The following is a 17,862-nucleotide window of genomic DNA, read 5'->3' as shown; positions in this document are numbered from 1 at the left end:
GAGACGGCTGTCCTACTGCCGAAAACGCGGACTTCAGCCTGACCACAGACCATTTATTTCATCCACTTTTGAAGAGTATTCCCATGAAATCCCCAACCACTCTGATTCGTTCTGTGCTGCTGTTCTGCTTCCTGGGCTTGATGACGGCATGCGGCGGTGGTGAGAAAGGCACAACCTCCGAGAGCGCTGAGCACGGACATTCGCACGAGTAACACTCTAAAAAAACAAGGCCGCGATTGCGGCCTCGTTTTTCTGCATGACGAAAAGTTCTAGCCTATATCCCGCAAACAAATGACTGCTTTGGGTCGTCCTCTGCCGGTCATGGCCACGAAGCCTGCAGGTCAAATCCGAAGCAAATTACTGGTCAAATCGAATGCAAATGGCTGGGCAAGTCTGTGCAATTACCTAACGGATAGGCTCTCGACAGAACTGGTATAGCATCCCTTGATTCTTCTATGCCATCATCGATGCTTGTAAAATCGGAGGCTAAGGACATGGCAAACGATTTACCACCAGATTACATAGAGTTCGCGAAACAGCTGGGGTTCTCGTCACCAGAGCAGTGGGACGTGACCAGGGGAAATCTGAAAGATGGCTGGAAACGAATTCATCGTCGCATTGTGACAGGGCGGTCTCTTCGGGGGACGATTCTGGACTTTGTAGCTAGAATGAATTCGTCTGACGATCACTTTAGGCGCAAGTCCGGTGAGGTCGGGGTAACTAGGGTAACTCCAGTATCCGCGCAGGTTCAGCTTTTTGAGGATCTATACCCACAATTTGCGCCTTATGTTCCCCCTCAGACGTCGGTAGGATCTGAACACCGGATCAAAAAACCGAAAGCTCCCAAAGTCCGAAAGCCGAAAGTTAAGACGCCAATGTTTGTACAAATTGGATTTGGCTTAGTAAAGCACCTTCCGGCCACGGAAAATCGAGAGGGACAGCGTGATTCTCGACGAACACACTACACCAATCGAAAAAGCCTCAAAGAGCATAATTTACGTGCCAGGTTGGTCGCTAAGCGGATCACATGGGGATAGCGATTAATCCTGATATTTCTAAGATCTCAGTTGTTGCGCTAGATTTGTCAATTCGTATACTGCTCAATCATTTTATAAAGGTCATCTCATGTCCCGTCTTGCTGAGTTCCGTCAACTCGAAAAACACTTGGCCGAACAACTCGCTGCCCTTGAAGCCATGAAAGGCGACGAAGGCCTGAAAAAAGAAGTTGAATTCGAAACTAAGCTGCGGGCTTTGCTTGCCGAGTACGGTTATAGCCTCCGCAACGTCATCGCTCTCCTCGATCCCCAGGCAGCAAGCCGTGCTTCTACTACCGCTGCCCCGAAAAGTGTCCGCAAAGCACGTGACGTCAAGATCTACCAAAACCCAAATTCGGGCGAGTTGATCGAGACCAAGGGCGGGAACCATCGCCAGCTCAAGGAATGGAAAACTGAATTCGGCGCGGACATTGTTGAGTCCTGGCGCACTCAGTAAGATCGGTTTGAGTACAAATGAGGGCCCGGTGGGGCCCTTTTTCGTAGCCACATGCGGGGTAATCATGGATCGACATCTCTACAGGTTCAGGACAGCGGATCGTCTGCTCGGAAAAGACGCCACCGAGACCAAGGAGGCTGTGCCCGGTGAGCTTGAGAAGCTTGAGATTTACTTCGCACCGCCTGAGCAATTGAACGATCCTCTAGAGGGGTACAAGGAAATCTACTGGGCGGGTGATGAAATCGTCTGGGCGAATTTCTTTAGGCATTACCTATTGATACTAGCGCTTCGAAGCTGGGAGATTGATGACGCGGTAATGAGCGGCGTGCCACTTCCTAATGAGCTCCCAATTGGCCAGTATCCTGCTAATCTCCGGGGTGTGTACCTCTTTGCTTTCCAGGAAATGGATTACCTGCTCCAAAGTAGTGAGATATTTCAGGGGTACATCAAGGCACTCTCTAAAGCCGAGAGAAAACACTACAAGCCACAGTTGTTGCTCTACCTCAGTTCTCTGCATACGCGCTTCTTAACAATCGTACTTTCAGTAAGTTACAAGTACGAGTTAACCGGTGCACATCATCCTGAGAATCCTGGAGACCCACTAGGGGACAGTGACTTTCATCTGAAGATAATATCAAATATCGAAGCAGATGATGGCCAGCATCGTGATTTTGAGTCATACAGGCAGATTGCTGTCACAACCTCGGCGTTCTCCATCAAGGCTGCGCACGTATGGATCAATGATCATTACGGTGTGTATGACCTAATAACGGCATTTGCTCCTCGATATCTAGATCAAATCGACCAGCTAATGCACCCGAAATGGTATGTAGCCTGCTTTATGAAGGAGTGTAATAACTCCGCCATCTGGGGTAGCTACGGAGACAATCACAAAGGCATCTGCCTGAAATATAGGGTCTCAGGTGAAGACCAAGCACTATCTCTTGAAATGAATAAGCCGATAGGTCTTGGTCATAGCGGCATCATTTATGGCTTCCAGAATATGCAGTTCAAGGAAGTTTTCTACGATCGAGAACACTCGGAAATAGATTTCTTCAGATCATTAGGCAACGTCCCAAACGAGGCATTAGGTGGCTTCTGGTACAACGATGGCCAAGGAAATCTGAGTACCACTAGCGAGTGGTACAAAACTGATTCCAGTGATCTGCGAGAGAGGCACTGGAATAACCTTGATTTCGCTTTGACCTCAACGCTTCCTCAGTGGGAGTCCGAAAAAGAGTACCGCTTGGTTCTTAATTCCGGCATGGACATCACAGATAAAAAGCATCGAGTTTTGAAGTATCGGTTTTCAAGCTTGGAGGGCGTCATTTTTGGGATCAAGACGCCGTTGGAGTACAAACTCAAAGCTATTAGGATTATCAAGGCCCACTGTGAACGTGAAGGCCGTGAAGAGTTTCAGTTCTACCAGGCCTATTACGATCCGGAAACGAAAAGTATCCAACATGGCTTATTACCTGTTTCAATACACGATGCTGATATAAATGGTGGCTCTACTGAGCCTGGCGATTCATCAGCTGAAAGCTAGCTCGCAGATTCTCCACTTCTTCCGCAAGTTGGAATCAGGCATCGGGGCCGGCCACTGCCGAGTATTTATCGACGGTTGTAATCGGCGCCTATCGCTGTGCGGTCATAAGAGTAGAGGGTGCACGCTCTAACCATTGGAACAGCGATCTTCCCGCCAACGATCGTAATGTCTCCTTTGCGTCGTTATGAGCCTCTCAGCTTTGATGTCTGGGTGGTCCAATCCTCTGCAATCGGTGGTCAGTCAAATGCAAATGACTGGTCAGGTCGTATGCAAACGCATGGTCAATTGCGCTGCAATTTCGCAATTGAAGCTCAGTCAATTCGGGTATTCCTCAGTCTCAATGCATTGAAAACTACAGATGCAGAACTGACGCTCATGGCTATGGCAGCGATCATTGGCGACAGGAGGTGTCCCGTCAGTGGATAGAGCAAGCCTGCGGCAAGGGGAATACCCATCGAGTTGTAAAGAAAGGCGAAACCCAAGTTTTGCCGCATGTTTTTTACTGTTGCGACCGAAAGTGCCCTTGCTCGTAAAATCCCCATCAGGTCGCCTTTTACCAGCGTGAGTTGCGCACTATTCATCGCAACGTCAGTCCCTGTCCCCATGGCAATGCCCACATCTGCTCGCGCCAGGGCCGGTGCATCGTTGATACCGTCACCAGCCATGGCGACCTTCCGGCCGTATTGCTGGAGGTCTGCGACCAGACGCTCTTTGTCCTGAGGTTTCACTTCACCGTGGACTTCTTCAATCCCCATCTCCCTGGCGACAGCCCGAGCGGTGGTGAGCCCGTCGCCAGTAGCCATGATGATTTTGATGTCATCAGCCTTGAGCTTGGTGACTGCTTCTTTGGAGGTCGGCTTAATTGGATCTGATACTGCCAGTAACCCTGCCAATACCCCGTCGATTGCGAGGTAGATGATACTGATGCCGTCAAGACGCAACAACTCTGCACGCACTTGTAGGGGCTTGGTGTTCACGCCTGCGGCTTCCATCAACGCGGTGTTCCCCAGCTGGATCTTCTTGCCATCGACGATGCCACTGACCCCGATACCTGAACCAGACTCAAAGGATTCTGGCTTGGTGAGCTTAATGTTCTCGGTTCGGGCGTGATCGACGATTGCATGAGCCAAGGGATGTTCGCTGCCCTGATCAAGGCTGGCAGCCAGCTGAAGAACATCGTGGGGATTGAAACTTGGTGTGGCCTCCACGCTGTGAAACACTGGCCGACCCTCTGTCAGGGTGCCTGTCTTATCGACAATCAGCGTGTCGATCTTGCAAAGGTTTTCGATGGCACTGGCATCCCTGAACAGCACACCCATGCTGGCTGCTTTACCTGTCGAAACCATGATCGACATGGGCGTAGCAAGACCCAACGCACAGGGACAAGCGATGATCAGCACGGCGACAGCGTTGATCAGACCAAACACCCAACTGGGCTCAGGGCCAAAAAGCCCCCAGCCGACAAATGTCAGTATCGCAATCGCGATAACACCCATCACAAAGTAGCCAGCAATAGAGTCGGCCATTCGTTGCATTGGTGCTTTGGAGCGCTGAGCCCGAGCGACCATCTGTACGATTTGTGACAGCATGGTCTCGGCGCCGACCTTCTGCGCCTCCATTACCAAGCTGCCATGTGTATTCAGCGTGGCACCGATCAGGCTATCTCCAGCTCTCTTCATTACCGGCACTGGCTCGCCAGTGAGCATGGACTCATCCACCGCACTTTCACCTTCCAGTACTGAGCCATCAACTGGCACCTTTTCACCAGGCCTGACCCGCAGATGGTCTCCAAGGTGGACATGTGTGTGAGGAATGTCTTCTTCCTGTCCATCGGCATTGATCCGGCGTGCGGTCTTGGGCGATAGACCGAGAAGGGACTTAATGGCGGCGGAGGTTTGCGATCGGGCTTTGAGCTCAAGAATCTGCCCAAGCAAGGTGAGCGAGATGATGACCGCGGCGGCTTCGAAGTAGACGCCGATACGTCCATCTTGCATGAAGGTGGCGGGAAAGCTTTGGGGTAAGAGCGTTGCCATGACGCTGTAAAGGTAGGCTGCGGCGGTACCCAAACCAATCAGAGTCCACATGTTTGGACTGCGATTTCTAATAGAGGCTATGCCCCTTACAAAAAAGGGCCAACCTGCCCATAAGGTCACCGGTGTCGCCAGAGCTAGCTCGATCCAGTTTTGGATCGAGCCATGGAGGAGTTGTAACGAGTGTCCCGCCATGGCGAGCACTGTCACTATCACGGTTAATGGCAGCGACCACCAAAAGCGGCGGGCGAAATCCCGGAGTTCAGGATTTTCTTCTTCATCGAGCGTGGGCATGACCGGCTCTAATGTCATGCCACATTTAGGGCAGTTGCCGGGTCCGGGCTGGCGTATTTCCGGGTGCATCGGACAGGTAAACTCAGTGCCTGTTTGTACCGCAGACTCTGAAGAGGTGACGCGGGATTCGGCGCTCGAAACATTACCGCTGTAGCGTTCAGGATCAGCTCGAAACTTCTCCTGGCATTTCAGGCTACAAAATTGATATGTCTGTCCCTGATAAGACTCACCAAACTTACTTGATGAAGTGACTGCCATTCCGCACACCGGGTCACGTAGATCATCGTCATTGAGCGGAGCAGCATGGGCGTGACTGTGGTCGTGGTGGCTCGATATGGTAGGCATGGCTATTCCCCTTTTTCGTCCTTGTGGGTTGCTGCCTGATCGCCATGGCTATGTCCGCCATGTCCATGTCCAAAAAAGTGCATCAATGGACAGATCAACAGAATCAGATAAGGCCAAAATGGATAAACGTGGCTGAAATGCTCCCGCAAAACGTAAAAGGCACCAATCGCAATGAGCATGATTAGTACAACGCCTGTTTTGCGCCTCCAAAATGGTGCGGTGGTGTTTCCATCCGGATGCTGATGGTTATTCATGATCTAAACCCCACTGTGTGAGCATTGCTGTGATCTCTGCGACAGAGCGTAGCCAACTCTTGCGTCGAAGCGGTGTTAGCAGCCAGCTCTGGCTTATTTCAGGTCAAACTGACCGACCATCCCTGACTGATAATGCCCCGGCACGTTGCAGCCAAACTGAAGCCCAGTGCTGTTGTTGAAGGTCCAGATCAGCTCTTTGGTTGCGCCAGGCTCAATCAGGACGCTGTTCGGGTCGTTGTGCTCCATTCCGACCATCTTCATTCCACCCATGCTGTGGCCCATACCGCTCATCGTTTTCCCGGTACCTGTGGGGTTAAGCGTTCCGTTCTGGAACATGCTTGCCATTTCTTTTTGGTGTGCTGCGTGAGCAGCAGCTTTGCCGATGTTGAACTCGTGCAGCAGCGAACCCTCATTGCGAAGGACAAATCGAATAGTTTCACCAGGCTTTACGTCGATGCTTTCAGGTTTGAAGAAAATATCGCCCATCTCGACCTCCACCGTACGGGTAACCTCAGAGGCGACTCCAGGCTGGCCGATGTCCTCTTTCCCATGCCCTGCGCTGGCCATAGCCGTAGCACCGAAGAGTAGAGTGATTGCTGCGATGACAGGGGTAACGAGCTTAGCTTTCATGGTGACCTCGAGAGTAAGTGGGAAACACTGGCTATGCTAATGATGCGGAGCTGCCAGTTAACTGACCTGAACACTACATTTCTGTCAGTTTTCGAAATAAATACGGCGTCCAGATGACGCCGCATTTAACAGGACTGTTCAAAAAGCTCTTTTCAGGGAGTTGCTTACTGATGGTTCTCTGACAGCATCAGCTTGTGCTCGCGTTGCATTTGACTCAAAACGTCGTCGACAATTTTGTCGTGCTTTTCCATCCAGGCCAGGTGCTGCTGGGGTGACATTGAGGCGTCTGGATGATCTTTATGGAGTTGGCTCATGATGTCGCCGAGCATTTTCATATGCTCGGCCATGTGGACATGACGCTGTCCTTCAGGGGCTTTTTCAGCTTGGATCAGTACGGCTTCAGCCCTGTCGCGCAGGCCTTCCATACGCTCTATCACCCGGTCTCCGCCACTTTCAGCCCATACAGAAGCTGAGACGAGTATCGAGCTCACAAAAAACAGCATTTTCAGGCGATTCATGGGGCAACTCCTTATGGAATTGTTTTCCGGCTCCCTAACGTTTCATGCTGAAGAGTCGGTCGAGCACCAGGAAGTACTCATGCTTGAACCCTAGACAGCGCTCGCTGACATCTACCTGAAGCCAATATTACTTTTCTGTCAGTTGCTGGTTGGCTGGCGTGTTTCGTTGCAGACTGCGCTTCATCATTATCCGAGAGCCACCCTCATGAGACTTCTGGTTGCTGAAGACGAACCCAAAATAGGTATCTATTTGCAGCAAGGACTCACGGAGGCGGGGTTCAATGTGGATCGCTTTACCAATGGCAAGGTGGCGCTACAGCACGCTTTGAGCGAGGCCTATGACCTGCTGATTCTAGACGTCATGATGCCTGGGCTGGATGGCTGGGAAGTACTTCAGAAGGTTCGTGCATCCGGAAAAGATGTTCCCGTGCTCTTCCTCACGGCGCGAGATCGCGTTGAAGATCGAGTGAAAGGACTTGAACTCGGTGCAGATGATTACCTGATCAAACCCTTCGCATTTTCTGAACTGTTGGCTCGCGTCAGAACGTTGCTGCGTCGGGGTAACGGCGCTCCCTCGCAAACCTATATGAAACTGGCTGATCTGGAGGTGGACCTGCTCAAGCGTCGGGCCATTCGTGGAGGTAAACGCATAGACCTTACGGCCAAAGAGTTTGCGTTGCTTGAGCTGTTGCTACGACGTCGAGGGGAGGTGCTGCCAAAGTCACTTATCGCCTCCCAGGTTTGGGATATGAACTTCGACAGCGATACCAACGTTATCGAGGTTGCAGTGAGAAGGTTGAGGGCCAAGATAGATGACGACTTTGAGGTCAAGTTGATTCATACCTCTAGGGGGATGGGTTACATGCTCGACGCGCCTGATTCGGAGTCGGAATGAACCGAATGTCCCTGACGACCCGTATGAGTCTGATGTTCATGCTCGCGGTAACGGCCGTGCTTACGGTCGCCGGACTCAGTTTCAATAACCTCAGTCGGCATCACTTTAAGATGCTGGATCAGCAGGCATTGAACGAAAAGCTCCACTCGACCCAGAGAATTTTGTCCGGGTTGAACAGCATCGATCAACTCAGCGAATTTAAGCCTGAGCTGGAGGCGCTGCTGGGGGCTCACCGTGATTTGACTGCCCTAATAATCGATGGTGACGGCAAGCTGCTGTTTGCTGATCCCGGTCCGGTAGATATTCCGAAGGAGTTCCGCACAACCACAAACAACAACGTCTGGGAGTGGCGGGAGCAAGGGCAGATGTTCCGTGGAGTGACGGCACAAGCCGTTGTGACGGGGCAAGACAAGCCGTTGACAGTCATTTTGATCTTTGACGTTACTCAGCATATGTCCTTTTTCGAGACGCTTGAACGATGGTTTTGGATAGGGTTGGTGATCAGCGCATTGGTCAGTGCTGCACTCGGCTGGATGGTAGCAAGCAGTGGCATGCGGCCCATTCGCCAGGTCACGCGGGTCGCTGCCTCAATGTCAGCAAAATCACTCAAAGAGCGCATCCCCTTAGCACCCGTTCCCAAAGAGCTTCAGCAAATGGTGCTGTCGTTTAACGCAATGTTGTCCAGGCTCGACGATGCATTTGTCCGGTTATCGAACTTTTCCGCAGACATTGCCCACGAACTACGGACCCCCGTGAGCAACTTGATGACCCACACCGAAGTGGTGCTTTCAAGAAAAAGGAATATTGAGGACTACGAAGACAACCTGTACTCAAATCTTGATGACTTGAAGCGTATGAGTCGGATGATTGATGACATGCTTTTTCTGGCGAAATCTGACAACGGTCTGATCACACACGAGAACAAACCAATAGACCTCGTGGAAGTAGTGGAAAAATTGCTTGAGTACTACCGCCTTTTGGCTGATGAGCGAGGGATTCAACTCAAGGTTTCAGGAAGGGGCAGCGTCCGAGGCGATGTCCTTATGCTCCACAGAGCCATTTCTAACCTGCTCTCTAACGCGCTTCGCTACACCTCTGAAGGGAAGACGATCAGTGTCGAAATCCTCCAGAAGGAGATGTCGGTATTGGTCGTCGTGGAGAACCACGGAGAACCCATTGCCCCCGAACATCTTGAAAAGCTTTTCGATCGTTTTTATCGCGTGGACCCAGCGCGGCGAGAAGGGAGTCCAAGCAACGCAGGGCTAGGTCTGTCGATTACCCGATCAATTATTGAGGCGCATGATGGCAAAATCTGGTGTACGTCATGTGACGGGAAAACGGCCTTTCATCTAGAGTTTCCTAGTGTTGACTTGGAGGTCAGCTGAACAACGGCGTATTTGTGATCAACGGCGATCTCTCAGCCTGCGCCCAGCGTCCACTTTCGTTATTTTTGAATGAGTGAAAACCCTAGTATCTGGGGCACGCGGTCTCGTCTTTAAGTCTCGCTACGCCCGCCAATTCGAGGCCAAACACCGCGTCAAGCTGACTGAAATGTAATCGAACAGTTTGCGTTCGTGTGGCATCGTGTTCTTGCACTGTGACGTTGGGGCCTAGTGAGTTTCTCGTGTTCAACCTGACCTAGAACACGGAGGCTACTAGCTAATCATCAGTGGTTTTAACAAGAATCGAAAAGTAAAAATTAGATATTCCAAACAAACCTCGAATCAACAGCTCTTGCTGTGAGGAGTCTTGCATGTCATTCCTTAAAACTACGACCGTAGCTGTTGCACTTACCGCTGGTTTGCTTCTGAGTGCAGTTGCTCAAGCACATCCAAAGCTCCTTTCTTCCACTCCGGCAGAAGGCTCGAATGCGGCGGCCCCTTCGAAAATTGAACTGCACTTTTCTGAGAATCTCACCACTCAGTTTTCCGGTGCAAAACTAATCATGACCGATATGCCTGGCATGCCGAACTCCCCAATGGGTGTTAAGGCCGCCGTCGCTGGTGGCGGTGATCCGAAAACGATGGTGATTACACCGGCAGCACCTTTGACCACCGGTACCTACAAAGTCGAATGGCGTGCTGTCTCCTCGGACACTCACCCGATCACCGGCAACTTCTCATTTAAAGTGAAATGATTTATGAGCGACTCAATAAATATTGTGGTTCGCTTTGCTCTTTATTTCGACCTGATGCTGTTATTCGGATTGGCAATTTTCGGCTTGTACAGCCTCAGGGGAAAGGAAAGAGTATCGGGCACGGTCTTGAATTTTGAGTCGCTTCTTTACGGTACTTCCGTTGCAGGTGTAGCTCTGTCCCTTGCCGCGATGTTGTTGCTTGCGAAAGCAATGAGCGGTGTGTCGGAGCTTATGGAGCTACATCGTCATATTTTTGAAATGGTCCTTATGGGGACTGACGTCGGGTTGACCTGGATGGTCCGAATAGCTGCCTTGGTGATGGCAATTATTGGCGTCGCGTTGAACAAGCGATTTCCAACACCCAGTCTCTGGATCGTCACTGTATGCGGAGCGATTGCGTTGGCGACGTTGGCATGGACAGGGCACGGCGCCATGGATGAGGGCAGTCGACGCTACTGGCATTTCATCACCGACATTTTCCACCTATTAGCCGCAGGTGGCTGGTTGGGCGCTCTATTGGCATTCGCTCTACTGCTGCGGTTGAAATCGCTAAAGGGCGAACAAGAAGCTCAAATTCTTGCACGGGTACTGACTGGTTTTGAGTCGGCCGGCGGAGTGATTGTTGCGATCATAAGCGTTACGGGCGTAGTAAATTACCTGTTTATCGTTGGCCCACACCTCGATGAAGTGATGCTCAGTACTTATGGCCAGCTGCTGTTTTTGAAAATATTGCTCTTTGCTGGGATGATCGTTTTAGCCACGCTGAACCGCTTTCACCTAAGTCCGGTATTGGAGCGGTCAGTTCGAAATGGAGAATACTCTGCCGCAGTCAATGCCTTGCGCCGCAGCATGACACTCGAGTTTTTAATGGCAGTCGTCATAATTTGTCTTGTCGCATGGTTAGGCACTTTAAGTCCGGAAATGGAAATGAGCGCGGAATAGAGGTTGGTGACAGCCGACTAAGGAGTCTAGAAGGTGAATTGTAAGGGCCATTTCCACCGGCTACACTCCAGCCCATGAAACGCTACCTACGGTTTTGCCTGATTTTCCTGATTAGCCTGGCGCTCCCCCTCAGCGGGATGGCGGGTGTTCAGGCGCCGACTGAGCCCTGCCCCATGAAAACCATGGGCATGGCGATGATGGACGGCATGGGTCAAGACTGCTGCCATGACATGAAAAGTCCCACCGAGCACGGCAAACCCTGTAAGCCAGGCCAGGAGTGCAAGACTGGTGGCATGCTGCAAGTCTCCATCATCAAGCCTCCTATCACCTTATCCAGCCCCCTCGTACTGTCCTTCTCCCTAGATTCCCATCCAGTACAAACCCCGTCAGGGGTATGGCGACCGCCCCGCACTTGATTCCTGTACCACACTCAGCCTCATTCCGCGTTAGCGGGATGGCATATCTGCGTGCATGTCTGATGAAGCGCGCAGTGGATCATCACAGGAATCGTGAACATGAACTCCAAGTGCTATTGCACAGGGTGGTCCCTCGTGGCCGGCCTGGCGGCAAGCGTACTGGCATTGCCGAGTCTCGCTGCCGCATTGACACTCGATGAAGCTTTGCAGCTGGCTGAAAACAATGCGCCGTCGCTGACTGCACAAGACGCGAAAATTCAGGCTGCCAGTAGTGCGGCCATCCCCGCTGGTGAACTACCCGATCCCAAGTTGCTGCTAGGCGTACAGAACTACCCCATTGGCGGTCCGGATCGCTGGAGCATCGATCAGGACTTCATGACTATGCAAATGGTCGGAGTCAGTCAGGAGATGCCCAACAGTGCCAAGCGCAAAGCCCGCATCGAGGTCGCTGATGCAGCCATTAACCGCGCCGCAGCTGAGCGCCGGGTCGAACGTCTAAAGGTTCGTCAGGCCACGGCGCTGGCCTGGATCAACAGCTTCTCCGTTGAGCGTAAAGACGCGCTGTTCCAGGATTTCTACAAAGAAAACCGTCTGCTGGCCGATACCGTCCGTGCACAAATTGCCGGCGGCCGCGCTCAACCTGCTGATGCAGTAACGCCCAAACAGGAAGCGGCACAACTGGAAGAGCAGCAGGACGATCTGATTCGCCAGAGAGCGCAGGCCCGAGCGGCTCTGAAGCGCTGGATTGGCCCGGCCGCCAACGACAAACCTGTGGGCAGCTTGCCTGAATGGCCTGTCGAAGCCTCTGGCTACTCTCATAAGCTGCAACATCACCCAGAATTGGCAGCGTTTGAGCCTATGACCCGCGAAGCGCAAGCCAAGGTCCGTGAAGCCGAGGCGGAAAAACAGTCGGATTGGAGCTGGGAAGTCGACTATCAGCATCGTGGTCGACAGTTCGGCGACATGGTCAGCGTGCAACTTTCCTGGGATCTACCACTGTTTCCTGATTCTCGGCAAAACCCCAAGATTGCGGCCAAACACGCTGAACTCAACCAGCTTGAGGCTGAGCGCGAAGCGCTGTCACGCGAGCATACCCAGCAACTGGAGGACGAGCTGGCCGACTATGAACGCCTGAATCGTGCCGTGCATCGAACCCAGGACAGCCTATTGCCCTTGGCCAAGGAAAAGGTCGAGCTCAGCATGGCCAGCTATCGGTCCGGCAAAGGCGATTTGAGCTCCGTTGTCGCCGCCCGCCGCGAGCTCATCGAAGCCCGTCTCAAGCAGATTGATGTGGAAGAGCAGCGAGCGCTGACCAGCGCGCGCCTGTATTTCGCCTACGGGGAGTCCAGCCAATGAACCTTAGAAAGTGGAACGGGGCATTGCTGGTAGGCCTCTCGCTGGTATTGGGTGTTGCCGGTGGTTACTGGTTCGCTCAGCAGGGCATGAGCGAAGTACCTGGTGCAGCCCCAGAGCAGAGCCTCCCCTCTCTGGACGAACGCAAAGTACTGTATTGGTACGACCCTATGTCCCCGCAGCAAAAGTTCGATAAGCCGGGTAAGTCGCCCTTCATGGACATGCAGTTGGTCCCTCAGTACGCCGACATCAAAGGGGACAGCGCATCCGTTCGCATTGATCCAAGCCTGACTCAGAATCTCGGTGTGCGACTGGCTACCGTCAGTCGAGGTGTGTTTGCTTCGAGTCTGGAGGTTGTCGGTGTGTTGGCTTTCAACGAGCGGGACGTCGCCGTCATTCAAGCCCGTACGGCGGGTTTCGTCGAGCGCGTGTATGCCCATGCTCCTGGCGACGTGATCAAAGCCAATGCCGCCATGGCGGATATCCTTGTACCTGAGTGGGCTGCGGCTCAGGAGGAGTTTCTCGCACTCAAGCGCAGTGGCGATGCGGGCTTGCTGGCAGCGGCTCGCCAGCGCTTGCGGCTCACCGGGATGCCGGCGGCATCAATTGCTCAAGTAGAGCGCAGTGGCAAAGTCCAACCAAACCTGACCCTCACCAGCCCTATTAGTGGTGTGCTGCAAGAGCTCAATGTGCGCGAGGGTATGACGGTGGCCGCCGGCGAGACACTGGCACGCGTTAATGGTTTGAGTAGCGTCTGGCTGGCCCTGGCCGTTCCGGAGACTGAATCTGGATCGATCCTCATGGGGCAAGCGGCAGAGGCGCGTTTGCCCGCGTTCCCTGGGGTTGTGCTCAAGGGCGTCGTCAGCGCGATTCTTCCGGAAACCAATCCGGATAGCCGCACCCTTCGCGTCCGCGTCGAGTTACCTAACCCAGAAGGCCGTCTCAGGCCGGGTATGACCGCACGAGTGAGCCTCAATCGTTCAACGGAGCAAAGTGTGTTGTGGGTGCCGAGCGAGGCCGTCATTCGCACCGGTCGACGTGCCCTGGTGATGCTCGCTGAAGACGCTGGCCGCTATCGTCCTGTTGAAGTGTTGATCGGGCAGGAAAACGATGGCAAGACGGCGATCTTGAAAGGTCTGGAAGAGGGCCAGAAGGTGGTTACCTCTGGCCAGTTCCTGCTCGACTCGGAGGCCAGTCTCAAGGGTATCGTTGCAAACTCAGAGGAACAGTCACCACCCAGCGCAGCAGCCTCCAGTTTTCATGAGGCGGATGGGCAGATCGTTGAGATCAACGACAAAGAAGTCACACTCGCCCATGGCCCCTTCAAAACGCTGGGCATGCCTGGCATGACGATGACGTTCCCGCTCGCCAATCCGGCGCTGATGCAGGGCCTCAAAACGGGCGACAAGGTCCGGATTGCAGTGAGTCAAACCGACGATGGCTTGCGTGTTGAGCGTCTAGGGAAATCAGGGGGCCAGCTATGATTGCTGCCCTGATTCGTTGGTCAGTGGCCAACCGATTCCTGGTGCTACTGGCGACACTGTTCGTCACGGCTTGGGGCATTTGGTCGGTGCAGAGCACGCCCATCGATGCGCTGCCGGATCTCTCCGATGTTCAGGTGATCATCCGCACCCCGTATCCGGGACAGGCACCGCAGATCGTCGAGAACCAGGTGACCTATCCGTTGGCCACCACCATGCTTTCGGTGCCTGGCGCCAAGACCGTGCGCGGCTACTCCTTCTTTGGTGACAGCTTTGTCTATGTGCTGTTCGAAGACGGTACTGACTTGTATTGGGCCCGCTCGCGGGTGTTGGAGTACCTGAGCCAAATACAAAGTCGCTTGCCGGCCAGCGCCAAACCGGCGTTGGGGCCGGATGCGACAGGAGTGGGCTGGATTTTCCAGTACGCGCTGGTAGATCGCAATGGCGGACACGATCTGGCGCAACTTCGTGCACTTCAGGACTGGTTCCTCAAGTTCGAACTCAAGACTCTGCCCAACGTTGCCGAGGTGGCCACCGTGGGTGGCATGGTCAAGCAGTACCAGGTGCAGCTTGATCCGCTCAAACTGGCCAGCTTCGGTATCACGCAGGCCGAGGTGGCCGACGCGATCGGCAAGGCCAATCAGGAAACCGGTGGTGCCGTCCTGGAGATGGCAGAGACCGAGTTCATTGTGCGGGCTTCCGGCTACTTGAAAACGCTCAATGATTTTCGGGCGATCCCACTCAAGCTGGGATCGGGCGGTGTGCCGGTGACCCTTGGCGATGTCGCCACCATTCAGTTGGGACCGGAAATGCGGCGTGGCATTACTGAACTCGACGGTGAAGGCGAGACCGTCGGTGGCGTGGTGATTTTGCGCAGCGGCAAGAATGCTCGGGAGACCATTGCGGCGGTCAAAGCCAAACTCGACGAACTGAAAAGCAGCTTGCCGGCGGGGGTGGAAATCGTCACCACCTACGACCGCAGCAAACTAATCGACCGCGCGGTGGAAAATCTCAGCCACAAACTGCTCGAAGAGTTCATCGTCGTCGCGTTGGTGTGTGGCATCTTCCTCTGGCACCTGCGTTCATCTCTGGTGGCAATCATCTCCCTGCCGGTGGGGGTGCTGATCGCCTTCATCGTGATGCGCTATCAAGGGATCAACGCCAACATCATGTCCCTAGGCGGAATTGCCATCGCCATCGGTGCCATGGTCGACGCTGCCGTGGTGATGATTGAAAACGCGCACAAGAAGGTTGAGGCCTGGCACGTGGCCAATCCGGGGGAGGAACTGAAGGGTGAACGTCATTGGCACGTGATGACCGAAGCGGCGGCTGAAGTTGGACCAGCACTGTTCTTCTGTTTGTTGATCATTACCCTATCGTTCATTCCGGTGTTCACCCTGCAAGCGCAAGAGGGGCGGCTATTCGGCCCGCTGGCTTTCACCAAGACCTACGCCATGGCCGCAGCGGCGGGATTGTCAGTGACCTTGGTGCCGGTGTTGATGGGCTACTGGATTCGGGGACGAATTCCCAGTGAACAACAGAACCCGTTGAACCGGTGGCTGATCCGGATCTACCAGCCGGCTCTGGATGCAGTCTTACGACGACCGAAGATCACGCTGCTGGTCGCGTTGCTGGTTTTTATCAGCGCACTATGGCCAATGTCGCGCTTGGGTGGCGAGTTTCTTCCGCCTTTGGACGAGGGCGACCTGCTCTATATGCCTTCGGCTCTGCCGGGATTGTCGGCGCAGAAAGCGGCGCAACTGCTGCAACAGACCGACCGCCTGATCAAGACCGTGCCGGAGGTCGAACATGTCTTTGGTAAAGCCGGTCGTGCTGAAACTGCCACCGACCCGGCGCCGTTGGAGATGTTCGAAACCACCATCCAGTTCAAGCCACAGGAGCAATGGCGCCCAGGTATGACTCAGGAAAAACTGGTGGAAGAGCTGGATCGAGTGGTGCGAGTTCCTGGGCTGACCAATATCTGGATACCACCGATACGCAACCGAATCGACATGCTGGCCACGGGGATCAAGAGTCCTATTGGGGTGAAAGTTGCCGGCACCAACCTGACCGAGATTGATGCCGCTACCCAGGCGGTCGAGCGGGTGGCCAAGGATGTGCCCGGCGTCAGTTCTGCGCTGGCCGAGCGACTGACGGGTGGTCGCTATATCGATGTGGATATCGACCGCAAAGCCGCCGCCCGCTACGGGCTGAATATCGACGATGTGCAGTCCATCGTGGCCGGCGCTATCGGCGGTGAAAATGTCGGCGAGACCATTGAAGGGCTCGCACGCTTCCCGATCAACGTGCGTTATCCACGGGAGTGGCGTGACTCGCTCGGTGCCTTGGAGCAATTGCCGATCTACACCCCGCTAGGGAGCCAGATCACCCTCGGCACGGTGGCGAAGGTCAAGGTCAGCGACGGCCCGCCGATGCTCAAGAGCGAGAATGCACGGCCCTCTGGTTGGGTATACATCGACGTGCGTGGCCGGGACATTGCCTCGGTAGTCGCCGATCTACGCCGGGTCGTCAGCGAGCAGGTCAAGTTGCAGCCCGGCATGAGCCTGAGTTACTCAGGACAGTTCGAATTTCTCGAAAGGGCCAACGCACGACTCAAACTGGTGGTGCCTGCCACGCTGTTGATCATCTTCGTGCTGCTTTACCTGACATTTGCACGCTTTGACGAGGCCCTGCTGATTATGGCCACTTTGCCATTCGCACTGTCTGGCGGGGCATGGTTTCTCTATCTGTTGGGATTCAACCTGTCGGTTGCCACCGGGGTCGGCTTCATCGCCCTGGCCGGCGTTTCTGCCGAATTTGGCGTGATCATGCTGCTCTACCTGAAAAATGCCTGGGCCGAGCGTGAAGACGTCGGCGACCGCACTGAGCGCGGTCTGGTTGCGGCGATTCGTGAAGGCGCTGTGCAGCGCGTTCGACCCAAGGCCATGACCGTTGCGGTGGTTATCGCTGGTTTGTTACCAATACTTTTGGGAAGCGGTACCGGCAGCGAGGTGATGAGCCGCATTGCCGCCCCGATGATTGGAGGTATGGTTACGGCGCCCTTGCTATCGCTGTTTGTGATCCCGGCGGCCTATCACCTCATGCGTCGTCGACACTTGTCCGTTGAGCCTGGCAAGCACTGACGCGTAAAAATGCATACAAAAGGGGCTGCGCTTGCAGCCTCGTTTGAGCTGCACAGCCCGTTCTCATCAGTCCTACGCGCGGTATGTATCGAAATTAGCAAGTTTATGTCTTTTGCATAAACTCGCTAATTTCGATACATACGCTGTGGTCAGTGCCATTACCCACCAGCACTTGCCAGAAAAACGAACGCTGCGAACACTCCGTTTCGATGAGCCACAAACAGCATCCTGCTTATAGCCGACTCAGCATTCGTCACCCTTAGATCTCTCTTGAAATCGAGGCAAATGACCCTAATATGATCTTATCTTGCCATCATCGTTTTCAATCATGGATGTTTCTCGGGGGTAGGTCGGAATGGCAGAACAAGAAGACGCTAAGCCCGCAAG

Annotated in this window: 14 protein-coding genes; 10 read left to right on the top strand and 4 right to left on the bottom strand. The window is 53.9% G+C overall.

The window, feature by feature from the left end:
* Window positions 1–1,125 precede the first annotated feature (1,125 nt).
* Both BLS87_RS31505 and BLS87_RS31500 read left to right on the top strand, forming a co-directional pair.
* Window positions 1,126–1,491, top strand: a complete 366-nt coding sequence (locus tag BLS87_RS31505) for a histone-like nucleoid-structuring protein, MvaT/MvaU family (protein ID WP_024078231.1) — start codon at window positions 1,126–1,128, stop codon at window positions 1,489–1,491.
* A 64-nt stretch (window positions 1,492–1,555) separates the two neighbouring features.
* Window positions 1,556–3,037: a DUF2971 domain-containing protein gene (locus BLS87_RS31500; RefSeq protein ID WP_041161059.1), complete on the top strand. Its 1,482-nt coding sequence runs from the start codon at window positions 1,556–1,558 to the stop codon at window positions 3,035–3,037.
* A gap of 311 nt (window positions 3,038–3,348) precedes the next feature.
* Here the strand turns inward: BLS87_RS31500 and BLS87_RS31495 are convergent, their stop codons facing one another.
* The 4 genes from BLS87_RS31495 to BLS87_RS31480 form a co-directional block, all read right to left on the bottom strand.
* Entirely contained in the window at window positions 3,349–5,706 is a 2,358-nt protein-coding gene (locus BLS87_RS31495) for a heavy metal translocating P-type ATPase (protein WP_024078229.1), read from the bottom strand.
* A 2-nt stretch (window positions 5,707–5,708) separates the two neighbouring features.
* Window positions 5,709–5,960 (bottom strand): DUF2933 domain-containing protein, encoded by a 252-nt coding sequence (locus BLS87_RS31490; RefSeq protein ID WP_019821297.1) that lies wholly within the window; start codon window positions 5,958–5,960, stop codon window positions 5,709–5,711.
* A 93-nt stretch (window positions 5,961–6,053) separates the two neighbouring features.
* Entirely contained in the window at window positions 6,054–6,590 is a 537-nt protein-coding gene (locus BLS87_RS31485) for a cupredoxin domain-containing protein (protein WP_024078228.1), read from the bottom strand.
* 164 nt (window positions 6,591–6,754) lie between these two features.
* Window positions 6,755–7,108, bottom strand: a complete 354-nt coding sequence (locus BLS87_RS31480) for a co-regulatory protein PtrA N-terminal domain-containing protein (protein ID WP_024078227.1) — start codon at window positions 7,106–7,108, stop codon at window positions 6,755–6,757.
* A gap of 205 nt (window positions 7,109–7,313) precedes the next feature.
* Here BLS87_RS31480 and BLS87_RS31475 point away from each other — a divergent pair, with 205 nt between their 5' ends.
* From BLS87_RS31475 to BLS87_RS31440, 8 genes are all read left to right on the top strand, one after another.
* Complete coding sequence (locus tag BLS87_RS31475; protein ID WP_024078225.1) at window positions 7,314–8,003, top strand: heavy metal response regulator transcription factor; 690 nt, start codon at window positions 7,314–7,316, stop codon at window positions 8,001–8,003.
* The gene (locus tag BLS87_RS31470) at window positions 8,000–9,388 is read left to right on the top strand and encodes a heavy metal sensor histidine kinase (RefSeq protein ID WP_024078224.1); all 1,389 of its coding nucleotides are present in this window, start codon (window positions 8,000–8,002) and stop codon (window positions 9,386–9,388) included. The genes BLS87_RS31475 and BLS87_RS31470 overlap by 4 nt, the downstream gene beginning before the upstream one ends.
* Before the next feature lie 368 nt (window positions 9,389–9,756).
* Entirely contained in the window at window positions 9,757–10,140 is a 384-nt protein-coding gene (gene copC / locus BLS87_RS31465) for a copper homeostasis periplasmic binding protein CopC (protein ID WP_019821291.1), read from the top strand.
* Between the two features lie 3 nt (window positions 10,141–10,143).
* The gene (copD, locus tag BLS87_RS31460; protein ID WP_019821289.1) at window positions 10,144–11,082 is read left to right on the top strand and encodes a copper homeostasis membrane protein CopD; all 939 of its coding nucleotides are present in this window, start codon (window positions 10,144–10,146) and stop codon (window positions 11,080–11,082) included.
* Between the two features lie 74 nt (window positions 11,083–11,156).
* Window positions 11,157–11,498 carry a hypothetical protein gene (locus tag BLS87_RS34840; protein ID WP_019821287.1) on the top strand — a complete coding sequence of 114 codons (342 nt, stop codon included), beginning with the start codon at window positions 11,157–11,159 and terminating at the stop codon, window positions 11,496–11,498.
* A gap of 99 nt (window positions 11,499–11,597) precedes the next feature.
* Window positions 11,598–12,854: a TolC family protein gene (locus BLS87_RS31450; RefSeq protein WP_019821285.1), complete on the top strand. Its 1,257-nt coding sequence runs from the start codon at window positions 11,598–11,600 to the stop codon at window positions 12,852–12,854.
* Entirely contained in the window at window positions 12,851–14,335 is a 1,485-nt protein-coding gene (locus BLS87_RS31445; RefSeq protein ID WP_019821283.1) for an efflux RND transporter periplasmic adaptor subunit, read from the top strand. The genes BLS87_RS31450 and BLS87_RS31445 overlap by 4 nt, the downstream gene beginning before the upstream one ends.
* Window positions 14,332–17,475, top strand: a complete 3,144-nt coding sequence (locus tag BLS87_RS31440) for an efflux RND transporter permease subunit (RefSeq protein ID WP_019821281.1) — start codon at window positions 14,332–14,334, stop codon at window positions 17,473–17,475. Before BLS87_RS31445 ends, BLS87_RS31440 begins: the two co-directional genes overlap by 4 nt.
* The last annotated feature ends 387 nt before the right edge of the window (window positions 17,476–17,862 follow it).

Source organism: Pseudomonas abietaniphila (assembly GCF_900100795.1).
In the GTDB taxonomy this organism is placed as follows: Bacteria; Pseudomonadota; Gammaproteobacteria; order Pseudomonadales; family Pseudomonadaceae; genus Aquipseudomonas; species Aquipseudomonas abietaniphila.
Note: the sequence above shows the minus strand (reverse complement) of the source record. Positions and strands in the feature narration are given on the sequence as shown.

Coding starts and splice junctions, on each gene's coding strand:
- BLS87_RS31505 (WP_024078231.1), top strand. CDS start 1,126: ATGTCCCGTCTTGCTGAGTTCCGTCAACTCGAAAAACACTTGGCCGAA.
- BLS87_RS31500 (WP_041161059.1), top strand. CDS start 1,556: ATGGATCGACATCTCTACAGGTTCAGGACAGCGGATCGTCTGCTCGGA.
- BLS87_RS31495 (WP_024078229.1), bottom strand. CDS start 5,706: ATGCCTACCATATCGAGCCACCACGACCACAGTCACGCCCATGCTGCT.
- BLS87_RS31490 (WP_019821297.1), bottom strand. CDS start 5,960: ATGAATAACCATCAGCATCCGGATGGAAACACCACCGCACCATTTTGG.
- BLS87_RS31485 (WP_024078228.1), bottom strand. CDS start 6,590: ATGAAAGCTAAGCTCGTTACCCCTGTCATCGCAGCAATCACTCTACTC.
- BLS87_RS31480 (WP_024078227.1), bottom strand. CDS start 7,108: ATGAATCGCCTGAAAATGCTGTTTTTTGTGAGCTCGATACTCGTCTCA.
- BLS87_RS31475 (WP_024078225.1), top strand. CDS start 7,314: ATGAGACTTCTGGTTGCTGAAGACGAACCCAAAATAGGTATCTATTTG.
- BLS87_RS31470 (WP_024078224.1), top strand. CDS start 8,000: ATGAACCGAATGTCCCTGACGACCCGTATGAGTCTGATGTTCATGCTC.
- copC (WP_019821291.1), top strand. CDS start 9,757: ATGTCATTCCTTAAAACTACGACCGTAGCTGTTGCACTTACCGCTGGT.
- copD (WP_019821289.1), top strand. CDS start 10,144: ATGAGCGACTCAATAAATATTGTGGTTCGCTTTGCTCTTTATTTCGAC.
- BLS87_RS34840 (WP_019821287.1), top strand. CDS start 11,157: ATGAAACGCTACCTACGGTTTTGCCTGATTTTCCTGATTAGCCTGGCG.
- BLS87_RS31450 (WP_019821285.1), top strand. CDS start 11,598: ATGAACTCCAAGTGCTATTGCACAGGGTGGTCCCTCGTGGCCGGCCTG.
- BLS87_RS31445 (WP_019821283.1), top strand. CDS start 12,851: ATGAACCTTAGAAAGTGGAACGGGGCATTGCTGGTAGGCCTCTCGCTG.
- BLS87_RS31440 (WP_019821281.1), top strand. CDS start 14,332: ATGATTGCTGCCCTGATTCGTTGGTCAGTGGCCAACCGATTCCTGGTG.